20 protein-coding genes are annotated in these 20,276 nt (G+C 53.9%); 8 read left to right on the top strand and 12 right to left on the bottom strand.

Going from position 1 to position 20,276, the window contains the following annotated elements; genetic code table 11:
• The 5 genes from SPV1_RS12120 to SPV1_RS12100 all read left to right on the top strand — a co-directional run bounded on the left by SPV1_RS12120 (position 1) and on the right by SPV1_RS12100 (position 5,574).
• Complete coding sequence (locus tag SPV1_RS12120; protein ID WP_152909266.1) at positions 1-426, top strand: PilZ domain-containing protein; 426 nt, start codon at positions 1-3, stop codon at positions 424-426.
• On the top strand, positions 426-1,109 hold the full coding sequence (locus SPV1_RS12115; protein ID WP_009851510.1) for a DUF2461 domain-containing protein: 684 nt from the start codon (positions 426-428) through the stop codon (positions 1,107-1,109). Before SPV1_RS12120 ends, SPV1_RS12115 begins: the two co-directional genes overlap by 1 nt.
• 265 nt (positions 1,110-1,374) lie before the next feature.
• Complete coding sequence (locus SPV1_RS12110) at positions 1,375-4,023, top strand: valine--tRNA ligase (protein WP_009851509.1); 2,649 nt, start codon at positions 1,375-1,377, stop codon at positions 4,021-4,023.
• Between the two features lie 136 nt (positions 4,024-4,159).
• Entirely contained in the window at positions 4,160-4,756 is a 597-nt protein-coding gene (locus SPV1_RS12105; protein ID WP_040881981.1) for a porin family protein, read from the top strand.
• A gap of 227 nt (positions 4,757-4,983) precedes the next feature.
• The gene (locus tag SPV1_RS12100) at positions 4,984-5,574 is read left to right on the top strand and encodes a porin family protein (protein ID WP_009851507.1); all 591 of its coding nucleotides are present in this window, start codon (positions 4,984-4,986) and stop codon (positions 5,572-5,574) included.
• 65 nt (positions 5,575-5,639) lie between these two features.
• On the opposite strand, the gene SPV1_RS12095 is transcribed toward SPV1_RS12100, so the two are convergent.
• The 3 genes from SPV1_RS12095 to SPV1_RS12085 all read right to left on the bottom strand — a co-directional run bounded on the left by SPV1_RS12095 (position 5,640) and on the right by SPV1_RS12085 (position 8,303).
• Positions 5,640-6,164 carry a glycine zipper domain-containing protein gene (locus SPV1_RS12095; protein ID WP_040881870.1) on the bottom strand — a complete coding sequence of 175 codons (525 nt, stop codon included), beginning with the start codon at positions 6,162-6,164 and terminating at the stop codon, positions 5,640-5,642.
• 118 nt (positions 6,165-6,282) lie between these two features.
• Complete coding sequence (locus SPV1_RS12090; protein ID WP_231288395.1) at positions 6,283-7,584, bottom strand: ATP-binding protein; 1,302 nt, start codon at positions 7,582-7,584, stop codon at positions 6,283-6,285.
• Between the two features lie 35 nt (positions 7,585-7,619).
• Positions 7,620-8,303 carry a response regulator transcription factor gene (locus tag SPV1_RS12085; RefSeq protein WP_009851504.1) on the bottom strand — a complete coding sequence of 228 codons (684 nt, stop codon included), beginning with the start codon at positions 8,301-8,303 and terminating at the stop codon, positions 7,620-7,622.
• A 167-nt stretch (positions 8,304-8,470) separates the two neighbouring features.
• On the opposite strand from SPV1_RS12085, the gene SPV1_RS12080 reads away from it, so the two are divergent.
• Together SPV1_RS12080 and SPV1_RS12075 are read left to right on the top strand one after the other, a co-directional pair.
• Complete coding sequence (locus SPV1_RS12080; protein ID WP_018294929.1) at positions 8,471-8,971, top strand: Spy/CpxP family protein refolding chaperone; 501 nt, start codon at positions 8,471-8,473, stop codon at positions 8,969-8,971.
• A 91-nt stretch (positions 8,972-9,062) separates the two neighbouring features.
• Positions 9,063-10,997, top strand: a complete 1,935-nt coding sequence (locus SPV1_RS12075; RefSeq protein WP_009851502.1) for an ATP-binding cassette domain-containing protein — start codon at positions 9,063-9,065, stop codon at positions 10,995-10,997.
• Between the two features lie 41 nt (positions 10,998-11,038).
• Here SPV1_RS12075 and SPV1_RS12070 read toward each other — a convergent pair whose 3' ends face one another.
• The 8 genes from SPV1_RS12070 to rpsF form a co-directional block, all read right to left on the bottom strand.
• Entirely contained in the window at positions 11,039-11,950 is a 912-nt protein-coding gene (locus SPV1_RS12070) for a hypothetical protein (RefSeq protein WP_009851501.1), read from the bottom strand.
• Positions 11,951-11,955: 5 nt separating this feature from the next.
• Complete coding sequence (locus SPV1_RS12065; protein ID WP_231288394.1) at positions 11,956-12,876, bottom strand: hypothetical protein; 921 nt, start codon at positions 12,874-12,876, stop codon at positions 11,956-11,958.
• A gap of 160 nt (positions 12,877-13,036) precedes the next feature.
• The gene (gene dnaB, locus SPV1_RS12060; RefSeq protein WP_018294925.1) at positions 13,037-14,419 is read right to left on the bottom strand and encodes a replicative DNA helicase; all 1,383 of its coding nucleotides are present in this window, start codon (positions 14,417-14,419) and stop codon (positions 13,037-13,039) included.
• Positions 14,416-14,865 (bottom strand): 50S ribosomal protein L9, encoded by a 450-nt coding sequence (gene rplI, locus SPV1_RS12055; protein WP_009851498.1) that lies wholly within the window; start codon positions 14,863-14,865, stop codon positions 14,416-14,418. Before rplI ends, dnaB begins: the two co-directional genes overlap by 4 nt.
• 2 nt (positions 14,866-14,867) lie before the next feature.
• Positions 14,868-15,869, bottom strand: a complete 1,002-nt coding sequence (locus SPV1_RS12050; protein ID WP_009851497.1) for a DUF2232 domain-containing protein — start codon at positions 15,867-15,869, stop codon at positions 14,868-14,870.
• 19 nt (positions 15,870-15,888) lie between these two features.
• Positions 15,889-16,248, bottom strand: a complete 360-nt coding sequence (gene rpsR, locus SPV1_RS14820; protein ID WP_009851496.1) for a 30S ribosomal protein S18 — start codon at positions 16,246-16,248, stop codon at positions 15,889-15,891.
• A gap of 12 nt (positions 16,249-16,260) precedes the next feature.
• Positions 16,261-16,626 carry a hypothetical protein gene (locus SPV1_RS12040; RefSeq protein WP_009851495.1) on the bottom strand — a complete coding sequence of 122 codons (366 nt, stop codon included), beginning with the start codon at positions 16,624-16,626 and terminating at the stop codon, positions 16,261-16,263.
• Positions 16,601-17,068: a 30S ribosomal protein S6 gene (rpsF, locus tag SPV1_RS12035; protein ID WP_018294924.1), complete on the bottom strand. Its 468-nt coding sequence runs from the start codon at positions 17,066-17,068 to the stop codon at positions 16,601-16,603. Before rpsF ends, SPV1_RS12040 begins: the two co-directional genes overlap by 26 nt.
• Before the next feature lie 213 nt (positions 17,069-17,281).
• On the opposite strand from rpsF, the gene SPV1_RS12030 reads away from it, so the two are divergent.
• A complete protein-coding gene (locus SPV1_RS12030; protein WP_152909299.1) occupies positions 17,282-18,571 on the top strand; it encodes a chloride channel protein in 1,290 nt (429 codons plus the stop codon).
• Between the two features lie 174 nt (positions 18,572-18,745).
• On the opposite strand, the gene SPV1_RS12025 is transcribed toward SPV1_RS12030, so the two are convergent.
• A complete protein-coding gene (locus tag SPV1_RS12025; RefSeq protein WP_009851492.1) occupies positions 18,746-19,993 on the bottom strand; it encodes a hypothetical protein in 1,248 nt (415 codons plus the stop codon).
• Positions 19,994-20,276: the final 283 nt, after the last annotated feature.

The raw sequence follows: 20,276 nt of genomic DNA, 5'->3' as shown, positions 1-20,276 counted from the left end.
ATGACCAGGCAGGAAGATCGCCGCTCCTTTATCCGTCATCCGGTGGAGATACCGATACAAATCTATCCGCAGTCCAGTCCGTTATTATCGGATGTGCAGGTGAGGGATGTCGGTAAAGGTGGCATCTCATTCCGGACCAATGTAGCTCTGATGCCCGGTGCGATGTTGATTCTCGCCATTCCGCATGTCCATCCTCCGTTTAAAGAGACATGTACGGTGTGCTGGAGCCAGGAGGAGGCAGATGGTTTTGAAGTCGGTGTCAGCTTCAAGGATCAGCAGGGCTTGTTCAAGGCCCGGCTGGTGGAGCAGGTCTGCCAGATTGAAAACTATCGCAAGCAGGAGGTGAGCCGTGGGCGGCAAATCACACCCGAAGAGGCCGCAAGAGAGTGGATTGCTAAATATGCAGTAGAGTTCGGTTTGAACTGATGGCGGAGAGTTTCAGCCCGGACACCATTGCTTATCTGGAAGCTTTGGCGGCGAACAATAATCGCGACTGGTTCAATGAGAACAAACAACGTTATGAACAGCACGTCAGGGAGCCGGCGCTCAGTTTTATCGAAGCGGTGGGCCAACGCCTGCCTGAGTTTTCGCCGCATTTCAGAGCGGATGCCCGCAAGATGGGTGGATCCCTGATGCGGGTTTATCGCGACAGCCGCTTTTCCAAAGACAAGACACCGTACAAAACCAATATCGGTATCCAGTTCCGCCACGAAGCGGGCAAGGATGTGCATGCTCCCGGCTATTATATGCATATCAGCCCGAGCGAATGCTTTATCGGAGCCGGTATCTGGCACCCGCCGGCCGATGCCTTGTTGAAAATCCGGCAGTTTATTGCCGATGAGCCCGATCTCTGGTTGGCTGCACGCGATGATGAAGCGTTCAGCCGCTGGTTTTATCTTGATGGTGACAGTCTGAAAACGGCGCCGCGGGGATTCGATAAAACCCATCCGCTGATCGAGGATATCAGGCGCAAGGATTTTATCGGTATCAGCGATATTGCGCCGGTACTGATCGAGCAGGCGGACCTGGCCGATATCGCCTGTGACTACTTCATTGCTGCTGCACCGTTAATGCAGTTTCTCTGCCGGGCGTTGCGCCTGCCGTATTAGGCTACGTCAAATGCTGTATTTTCTTTGTTTTTATCAATTGTATAATGAAGAACCTGTGTCAGGCATTGGCATATATATAATCCGGATATTCATCATATATTTATTAGGGATAAGATTCACGCGGTTGCTGAGAGGTATCGACATTTCTGCCGGGCAGGCAATCAGCGACGGAGAAAGCAGTTGTGAGTGTTGGAACTAAGCGGTTGCCCGGCTGACGGCAGCACGTAGCATGGCGAACTCTATTTCGTTATCCAAAGGAAACCACATGAGTCAGCATGAGCTTGCCAAAACCTACGACCCACAGGCGGTTGAGCCTGCCATCAATGACCAGTGGCTTAGCTCCGACGCATTTCGGCCCAAGGCTGATGGTGATGATGCCTACTGTATTGTGATTCCGCCGCCGAATGTCACCGGCAGCCTGCATATGGGTCATGCCTTTACCTTTACCATTCAGGATACGCTCATTCGCTGGCAGCGAATGCAGGGGAAATCCACTCTTTGGCAGCCGGGTACCGATCATGCAGGTATTGCCACCCAGATGGTGGTGGAACGCATCCTGGATAAAGAGGGGGTACACAGGCGCGATCTGGGCCGCGAGCGATTCCTTGACCGGGTCTGGGAGTGGAAAGAGCACTCCGGCGGCACGATAGTCAATCAGCTCAAGCAGCTGGGCGCATCGTGCGACTGGTCGCGCGAGCGATTCACCATGGATGAGGGGCTGTCGCATTCGGTGCGTGAAGTATTTGTCCGGCTCTATGAAGAGGGGCTGATCTATCGCGGCAAGAGGTTGGTGAACTGGGACCCGGTGCTGGAAACGGCGGTTTCTGATCTGGAAGTGGAACATGTCGAGGAGCAGGGACACTTCTGGCATATGTGTTATCCGTATGCCGATGATCCGTCCAAACATGTGATTGTGGCTACCACGCGTCCGGAAACAATGTTCGGTGATGCGGCCGTGGCCGTGCATCCGGATGATGAGCGGTATCAGGCACTGATCGGTAAGGAGCTGATTCTGCCGCTTACCGGTCGCACGATCCCGGTGATTGCCGATGACTATGTCGATCCGGAGTTTGGAACCGGCTGCGTGAAAATCACGCCGGCGCATGATTTCAACGATTACGACGTCGGCAAACGGCATGATCTTCCACTGATCAATATCCTGACTGCTAAAGCGCATATGCTCGATGATGAGCATGTGCCCGAGAAATATCGCGGTATGGAGCGCTATGAAGCGCGCGAGCATGTGGTGGCTGATCTGGATGCCGAAGGGCTGCTGCACAAGGTGGAAGATCATACCCATCAGGTCGGGCGTGGCGACCGCTCGCATGCGGTGCTGGAGCCGTATCTGACCGATCAGTGGTATGTCGATATCAAGCCGCTGGCTGAGCCGGCGATCAAGGCAGTAGAAGATGGCGAGATCCGTTTCGTGCCACAGTACTGGGAAAAGACCTATTTTGAGTGGATGCGTAACATCCAGGACTGGTGCATCTCCCGCCAGCTCTGGTGGGGGCATCGGATTCCGGCATGGTATTGCAGCGATTGCGATCATATCACCGTTTCCCGCGCGACCCCCGAGTGCTGCGAGGGCTGCGGCTCGGCATCTGTTCGTCAGGATGAGGATGTGCTTGATACCTGGTTCTCATCCGGCCTGTGGCCCTTCTCCACATTGGGCTGGCCGGATAAAACGCCTGAGATGGATCAGTTTTATCCGACCAATGTGCTGGTCACAGGCTTTGATATTATCTTCTTCTGGGTTGCCCGCATGATTATGATGGGCATGAAGTTCACCGGCCAAGTGCCGTTCAGGGATATCTATATCCATGCGCTGATTCGCGATGCGGAAGGGCAGAAGATGTCCAAGTCCAAGGGCAATGTGATTGATCCGCTGGAGATGACCGGTAAATATGGTGCGGATGCGTTGCGCTTTACGCTGGCACATATGGCGACACCGGGTCGTGACGTAAAACTGGATGAGACGCGTATCGAGTCCAACCGTAATTTCATGAACAAGATCTGGAATGCAGCGCGCTTCGTCTTCATGAATCGGGCTGATGCGGTTCCGGATGCAAGCCTGCGTCCGCAGCTGGATGCAAACCGCTGGATTCTGGCCGAGCTGGATACAACTGCAGCCGAGGTGCACAAGGCGCTGGAGGAGTATCGTTTCAATGAGGCGGCCGGCGCCCTCTACAGTTTTATCTGGGGTACCTACTGCGACTGGTATGTGGAGGCGGCCAAGGTTGCTCTGTGGAGCGATGATGAAACCATGATATCAGAGACCCGCACGGCGATGCTGACGGCGCTGGAGGGGTGGTTGAAGCTGTTGCATCCGATCTGCCCGTACATCACCGAAACGCTGTGGCAGGAGCTGCACGGGGCGGATGCACGTCTGGTCACTGCCAGTTGGCATACACCGCGTTCAGATCACGATGCTGATGCCGTGCGTCGCATGACCAAGGTGATTGAAGTGGTATCGGCAATCCGATCCATTCGTGGTGAGATGAATGTGAACCCCGGCAAGCGTATTGCCGCTGTTATTGCAGCGAGTGATGCCGTACGTACGGATTTGGCAGGGCAACAGCAGTTGATGATGAGTCTGGCCAGACTAGAGAGTCTGGAGTGGTTAGCTGCCGACGGTGAACTTGACGGAGCCGCAGTGGCGCCACTGGCAGGCGCGCGCGTATTCCTGCCGCTGGCCGGACTGATTAATGTGGATGAAGAGATGGCCAGACTGGAAAAGAATATGACTCGCCTGCAGAAGGATATCGCGATGGGAGAGGGGAAGCTGAATAATCCGAAATTCCGCGATAATGCACCGGATGCGGTCGTGGCCAAGGTGCAGGCGGATCTGGATGAAAGCAGGACCAAACATGCCGATATGGCTGCCGGCCTGGAGCGCTTGCGCACGCTTGGCTGAGGCTGTGCGTAATTGACACACAATAGCTCAATAAGTGTGTGGCTTTTTTGACAAGTGTTGAATATATAGCTATAAATCAAGCCCGTAGCTGAATAGCACTTTGTTCAGGCGGATGAAGGTAAATATCGGAGGTAATATGAAAAGGGTACTTGTTGGTGCAGCAATGATCATGGCAGGTAGCGTCACTGCTCAGGCTCAGGATTTCAAACCGTATGCCGGTGTTGGTATCGGTGCATTTGGTCTTGAGATGAAGGACACTAGTATCAACTTTAAACAAAAGAACACCGTATTAGGCGGCTTTGCCAAGTTCGGTGTCGATGTCAATGACTATTTCGGCGCTGAGTTACGTGTCGGTACAACTGCCAAGGGTGATAAAACGTATGGCGTAGGTGGCGTTGCTGCTGGTTCACCAGCTGGTACAATAGGGCAGAAGGCTGATTATTTCGTTTCTTATTTGGCCAAGTTGCAGTACCCGGTATCTCAGGACTTCCGCCTCTATGCCATGCTGGGTGCTACGACGGCAAAGTCTAAAATAACAATGACACCTGCTCTCGGTACAGGTAGCTCGAAAACCAAAACGGGTTTCAGTTACGGTGCCGGTGGTGATTTTACCGTTAACGATCAGTTGTCAGTCGGTGCTGAATGGATGCAGTACTGGACTAATGTGACTGTTACGACAAACGGAAAAGTTAAGATTTGGGGCGCAGTCGGTACGTTAACGATGCACTTTTGATCAACAGGATACATTAGGTTTATCGCGAGGGGGCTTTAAAAGCCCCCTCTTTTTTTGTCTTCTACAATAACTGAGCGGCATGGCTGATGCCGAGATGTAAGCATTGCTGGTAGCCATGTCTGGATTAGAGCGAGGGTAGTTTGACAAGTCTGGTTTATCGTCTATAACCCAGCGTCAAAACTGTTAATAACAATCAGGCAGTTAATTTAATCATTTCTGGAGGGAAAATGAAAAGAGTGCTTATTGGCGCTACAATGATCATGGCAGGCGGTGTGACAGCTCAGGCGCAGGATATAAAGCCGTATGCAGGTATTGGCATAGGCGTATTTGGCTTGGAATACAAAGAGCCGGGCTTCGCTCAGAAAAATAACGTTTTTGGCGGTTTCGGAAAATTTGGAGTAGACATAAATGACTATTTCGGTGGCGAATTACGTCTTGGAGCAACTGGTCAGGGTGATAAAACCTATCCAACCGGAACACTTGGGGCACCTGCACCGTTTACGGTCGGTTTGAAGAGTGATTATTTTATTTCTTATTTGGCAAAGTTTCAATACCCTGTATCACCGGATTTTCGTTTGTATGCTCTAGCAGGTGCTACAACAGGTAAATTTTCAAGGCCGATAACATTGGGAGTCCTGACATTGCACTCTGCGGCTACGAAAACCGGCTTCAGCTACGGTTTTGGCGGTGACTTCACCGTCAACGACCAAGTATCGGTTGGCGCGGAGTGGATGCAGTATTGGACCAATGTCGAGGTCGGAGCCAATATGAAAGCCAAGCTCTGGGGTGCAGTCGGCACGCTAACCATGCACTTCTGATCAATCTGATATATTTAGATTCACCGGGAGGGGGCTTGTTTAAAGCCCCTCTTTTTTTGATGCGCTTATAACCGGGCCAGATTATCCCGTGCAATCTGATAGTCCGGATTAATACGCAAGGCGCTATTAAATTCATCACGGGCACGATCTCTGTCAAAGCGACCATTGCGCTGGTAGTAGGCTACGCCAAGGTCGTTGTGAATGCGGGCATAATCAGGGCAGAGACCGGACGCTTTCTCCAGCAGATAGATCTTGGTGTCATTATCCCGGCTGCGATCAGCCTGATCCAGCAAATCATTGGCTCTGCCGCAATTGGCAGTGGCTGGGGGGATGCTGGCAGATTTTGCAGGGCTGGCGGGTGGTTGTGCCGACTGTTCTGCGGATTTATCCATCTGGTTGCCGATGACATAACCGCCTACGGCACCAATGAGCGCACCGGTGCCTGCTCCACCTCCTCTTTTGACGGAATGACCGATAGCGGCACCGGCACCGGCGCCAATCAGGGCTCCGAGCAGAGCCTTGTCAGCGGCCTGTGCTGCCGGCATGCAGAATATCAATGATAGTAGAAGCGCTGTGAATTGCAGGAACATGATAGCCTCCTTCTTGCGTTATTCACTGTTGATTATAGATAGATTGAACCGAAGTTTCTGATCCTGCGTGTACAAATCAGCCGGATTACCTGCCTGATCTGAGTGATCCATGTATCTGCTAGACGAGAGGCAGACCGATATCCACCTGCAAACCGCCATCCGGATGATTGCGAGCCAGAATGCTTCCTCCGTGCAATTCAACCGCCCGTTTTGCGATAGCCAACCCGAGCCCGTAGCCAGAACCATCATGCTCCCGTGCCTCACTGATGCGAAAGAAGGGATCAAACAAATGAGCCAGCTGCGTTTCCGCCACCCCTTCGCCGTGATCACGGATACCGACGCATGCCCGGTTCTCCTGCACGGTTAAGGTGACCTCTATACTGCTGTTGGCAGCTGTATGCCGGATGGCATTGCGCATGACATTATCCAGAGCTCGGCTAATCCACAGTTGATCGGCCATGATATAGCAAACAGCAAAGTCGGTAGTGACAACGATTTTTCCTGCAGGCTCGGCTTCAAAGGTCGCATCGGCAGCGATTTCACGCAGCATATCATCGAGTTTCAGCCGACTCATTCTGGCCTGAACAGCGCCCTCTTCAAAACGGGCCAACGCCAGCACTTCGCCGATCAGTTCGTTCAGTCGTTCAGCCTCCATATCGATTCGGTCCAGCTCAGCACCAGCTTTACCACCGGCATCATTACGTGCCAGCTCAAGCGCAACCTGCAGACGAGCCAATGGTGAGCGCAGCTCGTGAGAGATATCCCTCAGCAGTTGTTTGTGGCTGTTGATCAACGTATCCAGCTGAACTGCCATGGCATCGAAGCTGCGGCCCAGATCGCCGAGTTCATCTTTACGTGTGGAGATATTTTCCGGCGATCTTGTTGACAGGCTACCCTGACCCAGTAGTACGGTACGCTCCTGCAGCTGTCGTATAGGGCGGGTGAACATGCGCGTCAGCAGCCAGCTGACGATGCCGATTGCCAGTAATACAATGGCAATGCGCATGTAGATCTCTTCCCGCATATGCTCAGGAGAGAGGTGGGAGGATGCAATCCAGTAATAGTGTTTTGATTCACCTTGCACAGGCGTGGCAACGGCCAGTAGTGGCGATTGCATAATTGTGACCCTCTTTTGCTGTGCTGCAACCTGTTGAGCCAGATGCTGCAACCGCGGCGGCAGCGGGCGGGAGAGCAGAGGTTTGCCTGTCGCATCAATGAGGTTACCGCGAAATTTCTGGCTTCGCATGGTATGCCTGAGCCAGCGGTGATAATCGGCAGGACTTTCCTGCTCATACAGGCTGACTGCCGTCTCACCGAGGCTCGCAAGTGTCATCAGGCGCATCTCAATCGCCTGATTTTCCAGTAACCATTTCTGACTCAGCCATGTCGACATGGCTGCAGTTAGCAGCAATGTCAGCATCAAGGCTAAAAATACCTTCCAGAACAGCCGCATTGCTATTCGGGCACAAACAGCCAGCCGACGCTGCGCACGGTTTTGATGCGCGCTTCGGTGTTGTCGGCGGCAGATATTTTTTTACGCAGATGTCCGATATGCACATCCAGCGTGCGATCGAACGGGCCGTGCCGTTTGCCCAGAGCAGCCTGACTTAATTCATATTTGCTGACGACTTCACCGGCATGTTGCATTAACACGGTCAGAATATTGTATTCTGTGGCAGTGAGATCCACCGGCTCGCCGTGTTCGGTAATGGTACGGGATTGCGGATGCCACTCGAGACTGCCAAAGCGGGTCTCCTGTTTATCATCGCTCTCCTGCTGTGTGTCGCTGCGACGCAGCACAGCCCGGATGCGTGCAGCCAGCTCTCTGGGGTTGCATGGCTTGGGCATATAATCATCGGCGCCCAACTCCAGCCCCAGAATGCGATCCATCTCCTCACCGCGCGCGGTCAGCATAATGACCGGCAGTGACGAGCTCTGGCGCAGCTCACGCAGCAGGTCCATGCCGTTTTTTCCGGGCATCATAATATCGACTACCGCCAGCTCGAACTGATCCTGTTTGAGCCTGGCCAGACCCGAGATACCATCATGCTCGCAGCAGACATCAAAGCCCTCACTGCTGAGAAAGCGGCTCATCAGTTCGCATAACTCGCGATCATCATCAATTAATAAAATTGCCATAACGGTATCTTGCCATGCAAATGGTTCAGTGGAAGTCTATTTTACGTATTCTTTACATCTTATTGCACAACTGTTGCAAAGCGCATGTTCAACTTTGCAGTGCCGTGTACAGTATTCGATCTGCGCATTGGTAGGCGTGTAAGAAGATGGAATATAAGGAGCATACGATGACTCAGGTAAACAGAGAAGTCTCAAACTGGAGAAGCACACTGATCTTTGGCGTGGCAGCGCTGTTGGCGGTTGGATGCGCGAATATCGCTACCGCGAACCCTGTCGGTGGCGAAGGCGGGCGGCACATGCAACGTATGGCCGATGATTTAAATCTGAGCGCTCAGCAGCGGCAACAGTTTAAACAGATTCACACTGACAGCCGTACTGCCGGTCAGTCGATTCATGAAGCCATGAAGAAGAATCGGGACGCATTGCGGATGCTGGATCCGGGGGCAAAGGATTACAGCGCGCAGGTCGCCAGACTGGCGGATGAGAAGGCGGAACTGGTCAAACAGATGGTGATCCATCATAGCGAAGTGCGGGCGCAGATATATGCGATCCTGACACCTGCGCAGCGGACAAAGGCTGCGGAGATGAAAAAGAACTTCCGCAAGGGCGGTAAACCCGGACGCGGAGGTATGGATCGAGGTGGTCGGGGCCACTGCGGCAGACAATAAACGGCTCAAAGCAAAGTTGTGTGATGAAGCGCCCCGCATCTGCGGGGCGTTTTTTTTGCTCTGAGCGGTTATGCTTCCGGGCATGCCTATAATGACTTTGAATCATCTGGATAAAGCTTTCGGATCGCAGGTGTTGCTGGACGATGTCAGCATCTCCATCGGACGCAGCGTGCGTATCGGTCTGATCGGCCGTAATGGTGAAGGTAAATCGACGCTGCTGAAAATTATGGCGGGTCTTGTTGAAACAGATTCCGGCAATATCGGTATACGCAGCGGGGCGACGGTTGCCTATTTGCCGCAGGATCCGCATTTTGATGCCGGCCAGAGTGTATTCCATGTTGTGGCCGAAGGACTTGGCGATGTGGCCGAAACGCTGGAATCCTATCATGCGGTGTTGCGCCGGCTTGAAGAGGATGCCGATGATGCCGCCGCATTCAAAAAGCTTGAAGTGTTGCAGGCGGAGCTGGATCGCATCAATGCCTGGCAGTTCCATAACCGGATTGAAACGGCCATTTCGAAGCTGCATTTGGATTCCGATCGCGATGTGGGCGAGCTCTCCGGCGGTTGGCTCAGGCGCGTGGCGCTGGCACGTGCCGTGGTTGCCGAGCCGGACCTGTTGCTGCTGGATGAGCCTACCAACCATCTGGATATCGAATCGATAGACTGGCTGGAAGATTTTGTTGCCGGCTTCCCAGGCTCAGTACTGTTTATTACTCATGACCGCTATTTTCTCGATGCGGTGGCTGAAGAGATTATCGAGCTTGATCGCGGCAAGCTTACGCATTTCCCCTATAGCTATGCGGAGTATCTGGACAAGAAGGCCGAGATGCTTGCCATTGAATCGTCGCAGCATCGTAAATTTGATCGTTTGCTGGCCGGTGAAGAGCGCTGGATCAGGCAGGGCATTCCGGCAAGGCGTACGCGCAATGAGGGGCGTGGTCGTGCGCTCGAGGAGCTGCGCAAGCAGCGTGCCTCACGGCGCTTGCGCAGCGGTGATGTGGAGTTGCGTGTCGCCAGTGGTATCAAGGCCGGTAAAATGCTGATGGAGGCGGTTGAGGTGTCGCATCGGTTTGGTGATACGGTGATCTGTAATAAATTCAGTCACAAAATCATGGCCGGCGACCGGGTTGGCCTGGTCGGCCCCAACGGTATCGGCAAGACCACGTTGTTAAAGATGTTGCTCGGTGAGCTTAAACCCGATAGCGGGCGGGTCCGCCACGGTGCGCGGCTGGCGCCGGCATTTCTTACCCAGATGCGCGAGCTGAATCATAAGCTGAAGCTCAGGGATGTGCTGTTGCCGATGGGCGGCGATTATGTGCATATCGGTGGCCAGGAGCCGCGCCATATTGTTTCTTATATGCAGGACTTTCTGTTCGATAAGGAGCGTTTGAATGCGCCGGTTGCCGCGCTCTCCGGTGGTGAGCGCGGGCGCCTGATGCTGGCCAAGCTGTTACTTGAGCCGGCCAATGTGCTGGTGCTGGATGAGCCGACCAATGATCTGGATATCGGCACACTGACGGTGCTGGAGCAGGCGCTCTCCCGTTATAATGGCACGGTGATTCTGGTATCCCATGATCGCGCTTTTATGGACAGGGTCGCCTCCCGTGTGCTGGCGTTTGAGGGCAATGGCGAGATTGTGCCTGTAGAGGGCGGTTATTCCGATTACCTGGCATGGAAAACCCGGCGAGTGCAGGAGGTTGAGGCGCAGAAACAGGTTGTGAAGCAGTCGCAGCCTGTAGCAACAACGTCGGTCAAAACAGAAAAAAAACAGCGCAAGCTGGCCTATAAGGATCAACGGGAGCTCGACGGTTTGCCGGCTGCTATTGAAGCAATGGAAACGGAAAAAGCGGCGATCGAAGTGCGCTTTTGCGATACGGATTACTTCTCGCGTGATGCCAAAGCTTTCCAGCAGGATCAGCAACGCCTGAGCGAGTTGGAAAATGCGCTGGCCGCAGCCTATCTGCGCTGGGAAGAGCTGGAAGCGTTGCAGGAGCAGTTACAAGTTGAACGTTCCGGTCACGAATGATGAACTCTGAAGCGCTCAAGCTGTAACTTGTTACCGCCCTGTCACTCCTGATAGTAGTAATCGTACATGCGCAGCAGTGACTCGGTCAGGTTCCATGCCTCGCTGTAGGAGAGGCCGCTGTCATCCGGGAAAATAATGCGGACATACAGTTTCTTGCCATACTTTTTCTGCAGTTCGTCCAGGCGTTTATGCAGCTCGACGCCGCTGACGGTGACATAGGCATCATCGGTCGCTGACTTGATCTCCATGATCAATTTCCCGTTCTGTTTGTGGTAGCGAACCAGTACCACCTGTTTACCCAGCGGGGAGCGGGCAGGGCGAATTAGTTTGTTATATTTGCTTTCCAGTGTGGCGTATTCACTCTCCAGCCTGCTCAGACGATCAAGTTGTGTATTGTTGCTCTCTTTCAGGCTGGCGATTTCCGCCAGGCGGAGCTGATACTGTTGCTGCTGTGCAGCCAGTTCCTGTTGACGCTGTTGCAACTCCTGCTCACGTTGCTGCAATGTGCTCTGCAGCTCCGCGCGACTGGTTTCCAGCACGCTCTTCTCCGACAGGGCGGCATCTCTCTCGCTGGTCATGCTGTGCAGACTGGCTTTTAACTGTGCATTTTCCTGCTCACTGTTTTTGAGTTGCGCCAGAGAGCGACTGTGCTCTTCACCCAGATCAATCAGGCGCATGCGCAACATCGCAGCTTCCTCTTCCAGATGCTGCAGACGCTTATTCAGCCGGGCATTGATATCGCTGGCGGAGTGAGCCTGCATGGTGGCTGCCCGCTCTGCAGCAAGCGAGGTGCGCAACTGATGCACCAGATCCATATTTTTCACCAGCAGCGTGACCATGGCCAGCATAAAGATCAGCACAATCACCATCATGATATCGGTAAACGAGGGCCAGAAGCTCTCGTCGCCGGAGTGCTCGCCGTTCAAGCGCAGATCGACAAATCCCTGTTGCATGCCAGTCAGTCTTTCGGCAACCGGAAGCCGTCTTTGAGTAGTGCCGAGAGTACGCGTAGCTGACCGAGCATCTCTTCATGCTGTAGCCGTCCCTGAGCAGCTGTCTTCTCAATGCTCTCATTGATCGATTGCAGATCAAAGGCGTTTACTTTCTCATTGAGCGACTGCACCAGCAGATGAGCCTCCCTGACCAGATCCAGCGCATGCCCGGTAATCGCCTCTTCGGTCACCTGATACAGCGGCATCAGGCGGGTGGTTGTCAGCTGTTCGATGCGTCCGAGTATGCGGGTTTGCAGGTTTTGCAGAGCTGAAAAGAAATAGGTGATAAACAGATAGCAGATGACAGCCGTCATGGTGGTGGAGAGGGCCGTAGACATGCCGTGAATCACCATGCCCATGCCGGTTGATGAAACAGCCTGCTCCAGCAGGGTGGATGCGCCTAACAAGGCGATGGAGAGTGAAATAATCGTACCCAGTACGCCGCACAGAATCATGATATTGTGAATAAAGCGGATCAGGGCTGTGCGCGTACTCTCATGTGCAACCAGTGTCGCTGCCAGTGCCTGATGATGAATCTCGGTACGTTGCTGACGCATACTTTCCAGCATCTCCACCCGAATGGCGATCATGGATGAGGGCGAGACAAATTCCAGCAAATCCTGCCGGTTCTGATTCAGATTCGTCTGGAAGTGGGAGAGCGCCTGCTCTTCACGATCATAGGAGATGAGCAGCACAACCATGCGGATCAGGGCAAGCAGAAACAGGGCGACAATTAACCCGTTGATGGCATAGCCGGCCGTAGTCTGCTGGTTGGAGAAATAAATCATGCGCAACAGATCGGAGAAGTAGGTGCCGAGTATGAGGACCAGCAGCGTAGCTATAGTCAGTTGAATAAGGATATTCCGGCTTTGACGCAATCCCTGCATGTACATTGCTTGCCCCCGTCAATCTGTTATTGCATAAGAACAGGCTCAGCAGAATGACGTTTCGTTATACAATCATCAAGTGACAGTAGAGAGCCGGTTTCAACCCGGCAACAGGATAAGGCGTTGGCAATGATGAGAAGGGCGGTTTAAGCCCCGGATATCAGTGGTCGAAGTCGCCGCGGGCCAAATTTTCGAAACGCGTATATTTGTTCAGGAAAGCCAGCTTTACGATACCGGTCGGGCCGTTACGTTGCTTGGCGACAATGATCTCGGCAATGCCTTCGGTTTCCGGCTTTTTGTTGTAGACCTCATCACGATAGATGAACATGATCACGTCGGCATCCTGCTCAATGGCGCCTGACTCGCGCAGATCCGACATCATCGGTCGCTTGTCAGCGCGTTGCTCCAGTGAGCGGTTAAGCTGGGAGAGAATAATCACCGGGACATCCATCTCTTTGGCAAGACCCTTCAGCGAGCGGGTGATTTCCGAGATCTCCTGCTCACGACGTTCGGAGTCGGAGCGGCCGCTCATCAGCTGCAGATAATCGATGACAACCAGATCCAGCTTTTTCTCCTCGCGTTTCAGGCGGCGGCATTTTGAGCGCACCTCCATCACCGAGATAGAGGGGGTGTCATCCACGAAGATAGCAGACTCAGCCAGTGAGCCGCTGGCACCGGCCAGGCGACTCCAGTCGCTGGCGGAAAAGCTACCGGTACGCAGGTGCGACATGTCCACCCGCGCTTCCACGGCCAGCATACGCATGGCGATCTGCTGGGCTGACATTTCCAGTGAGAAGATAGCAACGACACCGGTATCATCAGAGCGGATGGATGCATTCTGGGCCACATTCATGGAGAAGGCTGTTTTGCCCATACTGGGGCGACCGGCTACGACAATCAGGTCTCCGCGCTGCATGCCGGCCATCATGACATCGAGGTCATCAAAACCGGTGGAGACGCCGGTTACCGCTTTCTTTTCAGCGTAGCGGGCCTCCAACTCCTTGTAGCTCTGCACCATCAACTCGCCCATCTTGTTGAAGGCGGGGCGGGCGCGGTTGAAGTTTTCAGCTACAGCCAGGATGTTTTTTTCGGCCAGATCGAGGTGTTCATTGACTTCGCGGCCGCTTTCATCATAAACATCACGGCTGATTTTACTGCATGCGGAAAGCAGTTCACGCAGTACCGAACGCTCGCGCACGATATCGGCGTAATGGCGTACATTGGCTGATGTCGGAACGGCATTGATCAGCTCGGCCAGATAGGCTTCACCGCCACTTCCAGCCAGCTCATCACGTTGTTCAAGGTAATCCTTGACCGTCAGTGCATCAATCGGCTGCCCTTTGGTGGAAAGGTCCAGAATCGCATGGAATATATGACTGTTGGCGCCGACATAGAAATGTTCGGGCCTCAGAGAGCCTTCCAGGCGTTCCAGTGCTTCGGGATCAAGCATGACTCCCCCGAGCACTGCCCGTTCCGCATCATGAGCATGCGGCGGCATACGCTCGCGGAGCGTATCAGTGCGCAGGGGAGTCAGTTGACTCAATGCTGTTCAGCGGAAACCTGAATGGATACTTCAGCCGTAACATCCGGATGCAGGCGTACGCGGAATACCTGTTCGCCGACTTCCTTGATAGACTCATCCAGCAGGATGTGGCGACGCTCAACTTCGTAACCGTTTTCAGCCAGCAGTGTGGCCAGCTCAGCTGTGCCGACAGAGCCGTACAGGTGCTTGCCGTCGGAGGTGGCGCGAACCACTTCCAGGCTCAGGCCTGCGAGTTTGTCGGCAGTCTCTTTCGCTGCGGCCAGAATCTCAGCCTGCTTCTGCTCAAGCTGTGCACGGCGACGCTCGAAAATTCTGCGGTTGCCGTTTGTCGCCGGAGAGGCTTTTCCACGGGGGATCAGAAAGTTGCGGCCATAACCCGGGCGGACGCTGACTTCATCACCGACGTTTCCAAGTCCTTCAACGCGTTCCAGTAAAATCAATTGCATATTTATCCTCCAACAGCCGGAATTTTCCGGCGAAAATCAAACCATATATCCATCAGACCGACAATCACGAACGGAACGATCATGAACGACCAGATAAACAACATTAAATACATCATCGAGATGGACAGCATCATACCCTTGGCTTTTAACCAGCTGTGTCCAACTGCAATGCCTTGTGCCGCCATCAACCCGCCCACCATAATGGATGCATTGATAGCAACATACTGCACATCTCCTGCGGCCAAATTGGCCAGCAGCAGTAATACAAGAAACAGATATGCCGCAGATTTACCGAAGCTCAGTGCCAGCGGACTGGTCGCATCACCACGGTAAAAACCATAACGGCTGGCAAAATTTCTTGCCAGCACTAAATCCCCCCACCATGCAAACCACATGCTCAGGGCGACCAGGCCGGGCAACATCGATATCATCATCTGTTGCGCCTGGTTCAATACCTGCAAGGTATCCACCTCGGAGGCAGGTACCTGTTTCTGCGTTTCATCAAACACCGGCAACATCAGCTGAGCGACAAACTCGCGCAGACCTGTATGCTGCATGATTGCACCTGCAATCATGCCTGCCAGTACCGTGAGTCCCAGTCCGACAGCCAGATAACGGGCACTTTGTTGCATCCCCTGTTGCCGTGCCAGAGCCGCTGCCGCCAGTAGTGGCAGTAGCCCGTAAACAATCAATGTGACCAGACCGGGTAGCAGGGAAAACCCGGACAGGACAGACGCTCCTATGGCCGCCAGAACCACCACCTGACCGGCAAAGACAATACCGCCGCCCAGAGTAATGATGCCGACCAGTGCCGGTGTCAGTACATGCAGTGAAAGCCCTATCAGTGCCGAGAGCACGATAATGAATGAAGGCATGCCCTGTAGCAGTACCGGCATCCAGATCGCTGTCGACAGCATGACCAGTATCAATGCTGCACATGGCAGACGGTGCGTCAGCAGCAGTGATGCTACAGGTGGCAGTGTCTGCGGAGCTTGCTCCTGCATCAGATCAGCAATCTGTTAATCAGTCGTGATGCAGCGGGGTGAACGGAATCAGAGCCAGCACACGGGCGCGCTTGATAGCTGTGGTCAGTCTGCGCTGGTGTGAAGAACAGGTGCCGGTCACGCGTGAAGGCAGAATCTTGTAACGCTCAGTAATAAAGCCACGCAGCAGATCCGGGTTTTTGTAATCAATCGTTACGTTCTTTTCTGCACAGAACTTGCAGAATTTACGACGGCGCTGAAAACGACCGGCGGCGGGGCGGCGCTGCGGGCGATCACCCTGTGGACGCTGTGGACGGTCGCCCTGCGGACGATCACCCTGTGGGCGTGCTGCCTGTGGACGTGGTGCTGCTGTTGCTTCGGTTTTTGTTGCTTCAGTCATCTTGATATCTCCTCAATCTCTAGTCTGGTGCGATTCCGCGGCCTGCTCAATGCGCTGGCAACGATCCACCCAAATTTCCATCTGACCCCAGCAGGGCTGTCCTTCCCGGCTGTAAAATCTCCTGCGCAGGCAGCCTTCAATGGTCACCAGTTGACCATCGAGGGCGAGCATCTGGCTGACGATATCGCCTGCGGCGCGCAAAGGCAGTGGCTGTTCATCCTGAACACCTGCCCGAACAGGACCCAGTTCCGGGCGGCGGGTTACCAGTTCTGCAATCAGTGCTTTACTGCCATCCGGCATCCAGCGATCACGAATCTGTTGCAACCGGCCGGTGATCCGGGCCCGATTGAATTCAGGCTGCTGCTTCGGCTCCGTCACTCTTGGCTGCTCCATCATCGCTGTCAGAGGCTGCTGCTGTTACGCTATCATCGGCGGCGGTATCGGTTGCAGTATCATTAGTTGCAGCTGCTTCCGGAGTAGCTTCTTCCGACTCGGCAGGTTTCTTGCGACGTGCCAGTGGAGACGGCTCATCAGAGAGTTCGGTGAGTTTGACGGTCTGTGAACGGATGATGCGCTCTTCCAGGCTGATTGCGTGCTCGAGTGTCTTAAGGGCTTCAGGTTCACCATCGGTGACCAGCAGGACATAATTACCGCGTTTGCGATTGGCTATGGAATAGGCCAGAGGACGTGATCCCCAGTTTTCGCGTTTTACAATGCGGCCACCGGATTTTTCCACTTTGCCGATCAGTTCATCGGTCATCGCTTCGGTGTTTTCCTGAGAGATGTCAGGGTTGACTATAAAAATAGTTTCGTAATACAAACGGCGCTCCTTTCGGTGTACTTTCGTACGCCCCGGCCACTATGCGCGTCCGGAGCAAGGTATGTTACTGCAACAATGGCTGCAGTGGCGCGGCATGATAGTGATGCGGCTCTCCGTATGCAAGCGCGCCTTGTCACTCCCGGATTTGAGAGCTTTATTTGGCTGTGTTTATAAAAGCATGCATTCATAGCGTTTGCTGTCTAAACTGGTCTGATGTCCACTCCTGTTGCGCGAAGTGCGTTGATTCGGTTGACCATGCTTGGTACTTGTGCCGGGGCATTGGCTGGTTTGGGCGTATTGTTATTCCGCTGGTGTATTGAGTTGAGTCAGACCCTGTTTTTGCCCGGAGCACAGGTTGGCAATTATGAGGGCCTGTCCGGCTGGGAACAATTTTTGCTGCCGGTGGCAGGCGGTCTGCTGCTGGGGGCGGTTTTCTCACGTATTCCCAAGCATTATCTACAGATAGGCGTGGTGCATATTCTGGATCGTATCCATCTTCCCGGCAAAGAACGCTTACCTCTCGGCAATACGCTGGTGCAATTCTTTGGCGGCTTAGTTGCTATCGTCAGTGGCCAGTCCGTGGACAGGGAAGGTCCCGGCGTACATATCGGTGCGGCCAGTGCCAACCTGATCGGGTCTGTTATACCGACCAGTGCCGAGGAAAATCATACCCTGATAGCCTGTGGTGCTGCGGCATCAATTGCGGCAGCATTTAATACGCCGCTGGCGGGCGTGGTGTTCGTGATTGAGGTGTTGCAGGTCAAGTATCGCATTATCCGGTTTTTTCCGGTGATTATGGCGGCGGTCGTCGGAGCCATTATCAGTCGTGGAATCTACGGGCAGCATCCGGCCTTTACGATCCCGAGCATGAATATGGGCTCACTGCTGGAGCTGCCCTTCATCGCCGTGATGGGTTTTGTGATTGGTCTGTTTGCCATGCTGTTTGTCAGTATGAGCGAGATTATTCTGCGTACGACCCGGAGATGGCCGCTGACCCGCTGCTATGTGCTGGCCGGACTATGTACGGGAATTCTGGCGCAGTGGACACCCCAGATCATGGGCATCAGTTATGATACACTGGAATTGATGTTACACGGACAGGCCGTTGTGACGCTGGTACTGGCTCTGATCTTCACCAAACTGATTGCCACAGCTACTTGTATTGGTCTGCGCATTCCCGGTGGCCTGATCGGCCCGATGCTGGTGATTGGTGGTGCGATTGGTTCCGTCTCCGGTTTTGTCGCCGATGGTCTGTATCCGGCTTATGCCGGTTCCATTGGTTTTTATGCCATATTGGGCATGGTGGCCATGCTCGGCGCCGCCTTGCGCGCACCCTTATCCGCACTGATCGCCCTGCTGGAACTGACAGCCAACCCCAATATCATCCTGCCCGGTATGCTTGCCGTGGTCAGTGCCAACGTTGCCAATCTGCTGCTGCTCGGCAAAGACTCTGCTTTCTCCACGATGTTGCAGGTGTTTAAGGATACACCGGATAAACCATGATGCGTGGTAACATTGGCAGTGACATTTCTTTTTCCCTGCCGATCGCACGCAATTGATGCTGCTGATGCAGGAAAGGTGAAGCCTGCTCTCTCTAAACTCCCTGCGTAAATCCGAAGTATGCAAACAGCAGGCCTAGCAGTAGCGCGAGGTTAGGGGAGGATCTGTTCGTAAAGGTTACGCCTTCGAGTCGGCCTGCAGTCCGAGCAGTTCTTCCTCGACGCCGGCTGCATGAGTGAGCTCGGCAACGTTGTCCTTGGTAAAGAAGCCGTCGAAATCGCCGAATCGCTGCACGTATTCGATGATTAGCGAGGAGTGCTCCGATGCGCTGGAGAAGATCTGTTTCAGACCGTCTTCCTTGGAGCCGATGACGTCGAGCAGGAAGTTGCGTCCCTGCGATGCAATCTGGCTGACCACGAAATCGATATTGTCCAGTCCACCCTGATCCCGCTCCGATGCCTCATCACTGACCGCGACGGCAAGATGGTGCAGGCGCGGGCCGTAGTTGCGAACGAAGGTTTCAGTCGGCGAGGGCAGCTTCTCCAGGTGGTTGACGAAATAGGGCGTGTTGTTGGCAGTGAATACCTTGGCAGGGCTGTGCCTCTCGTTTTCGTAATGCACACTCTTGGTCACGTTGGTCGATGAGTTCTGATCCGCGATATTGTAGGAGCCCCAGTAGTAGTAACTCGACAGGGAGAGGTATTCGAGGATGGCAACCTCGCGATTCTGGCTGTAGACCCTTGTTGCGAGGTGGTCGATGGGCAGGATGAGCTTGTCGATGCCCAGCTCGCTCTGTGCCTGTTTGGCAGCCAGATAAGCCTCCTGCACATCATCGCGGATGGTGCTGGTGCCGAGGGCATAGGTTCGCAGCTGGCCGGGCTGGCGTTCCATGTAGCCGACGATGTTATGCGTGTAGGGTGATGGTTTGCTGATAGCGAGGTTGTCCGGCATCTCCAGCTTGCGGACTTCGTCCCGGGTGAAGAAGCGGAATTCGCGCTCCTGCTGGCACTGCACGACATTGTGCAGGTCATTGACGCGCAGAATTTCGCCCATATAGCGGCTGTTGGGCTTGTGTCGGCCTATCGGGTAGACCTCGTTGAGGCTGCGAAATATGCCTCGGGTATTCGGGTCCTTCACCTCGCGCACGAGGAAGTCGGGCGAATTCATATCGATGCGCAGGACATGCGTCCAGTGACTTTCGCTCTCCAGAGTTACCAGATAATGATAGGGCGTCATCAGGGCGAGCTCAGCGATATAGCTGATCGAGCGTCCCGGATCGACGGTGAGCATAATGGCGTCGATTTCATGGATATTGTCGGTCAGCCCCGAGCGGTCGCGCTCTTCGAGTAGTTTGACCAGATATTCTTCGAAAAATTCGGAGTTAAGTTTGTCGCCGTGCCGTGCAAATGAAAGTGACTGGCTCATGTTGATCACCACCCTGGTACATCAAAATCAATATATCGAGATATGCTGCCAGCATACATAAGTTGGAACCAGTAGTTTAATAATGAGTCTCTGCAAAAAAACAGGCATGGCAAACAGCGCGGTGCCTCCTTTTTTTTGTGCCAGGTAGTCATTTCAGCATGCTGCTGAAAGAGTCCTGTTCGACACATGCGCAGATGCAACCAACAAATAATGCAGTTCTACATCTGTACAATGGAATGGAAGTTTCCATTATCTACCCTCGGTTGTTCCTGCCTATAAGCAT

Source organism: Mariprofundus ferrooxydans PV-1, from assembly GCF_000153765.1.
Taxonomy (GTDB): domain Bacteria; phylum Pseudomonadota; class Zetaproteobacteria; order Mariprofundales; family Mariprofundaceae; genus Mariprofundus; species Mariprofundus ferrooxydans.
This window is presented reverse-complemented; position numbering and strand designations above follow the sequence as displayed.

Coding starts and splice junctions, on each gene's coding strand:
- SPV1_RS12120 (WP_152909266.1), top strand. CDS start 1: ATGACCAGGCAGGAAGATCGCCGCTCCTTTATCCGTCATCCGGTGGAG.
- SPV1_RS12115 (WP_009851510.1), top strand. CDS start 426: ATGGCGGAGAGTTTCAGCCCGGACACCATTGCTTATCTGGAAGCTTTG.
- SPV1_RS12110 (WP_009851509.1), top strand. CDS start 1,375: ATGAGTCAGCATGAGCTTGCCAAAACCTACGACCCACAGGCGGTTGAG.
- SPV1_RS12105 (WP_040881981.1), top strand. CDS start 4,160: ATGAAAAGGGTACTTGTTGGTGCAGCAATGATCATGGCAGGTAGCGTC.
- SPV1_RS12100 (WP_009851507.1), top strand. CDS start 4,984: ATGAAAAGAGTGCTTATTGGCGCTACAATGATCATGGCAGGCGGTGTG.
- SPV1_RS12095 (WP_040881870.1), bottom strand. CDS start 6,164: ATGTTCCTGCAATTCACAGCGCTTCTACTATCATTGATATTCTGCATG.
- SPV1_RS12090 (WP_231288395.1), bottom strand. CDS start 7,584: ATGCTGACATTGCTGCTAACTGCAGCCATGTCGACATGGCTGAGTCAG.
- SPV1_RS12085 (WP_009851504.1), bottom strand. CDS start 8,303: ATGGCAATTTTATTAATTGATGATGATCGCGAGTTATGCGAACTGATG.
- SPV1_RS12080 (WP_018294929.1), top strand. CDS start 8,471: ATGACTCAGGTAAACAGAGAAGTCTCAAACTGGAGAAGCACACTGATC.
- SPV1_RS12075 (WP_009851502.1), top strand. CDS start 9,063: ATGACTTTGAATCATCTGGATAAAGCTTTCGGATCGCAGGTGTTGCTG.
- SPV1_RS12070 (WP_009851501.1), bottom strand. CDS start 11,950: ATGCAACAGGGATTTGTCGATCTGCGCTTGAACGGCGAGCACTCCGGC.
- SPV1_RS12065 (WP_231288394.1), bottom strand. CDS start 12,876: ATGCAGGGATTGCGTCAAAGCCGGAATATCCTTATTCAACTGACTATA.
- rplI (WP_009851498.1), bottom strand. CDS start 14,865: ATGCAATTGATTTTACTGGAACGCGTTGAAGGACTTGGAAACGTCGGT.
- SPV1_RS12050 (WP_009851497.1), bottom strand. CDS start 15,869: ATGCAGGAGCAAGCTCCGCAGACACTGCCACCTGTAGCATCACTGCTG.
- rpsR (WP_009851496.1), bottom strand. CDS start 16,248: ATGACTGAAGCAACAAAAACCGAAGCAACAGCAGCACCACGTCCACAG.
- SPV1_RS12030 (WP_152909299.1), top strand. CDS start 17,282: ATGTCCACTCCTGTTGCGCGAAGTGCGTTGATTCGGTTGACCATGCTT.
- SPV1_RS12025 (WP_009851492.1), bottom strand. CDS start 19,993: ATGAGCCAGTCACTTTCATTTGCACGGCACGGCGACAAACTTAACTCC.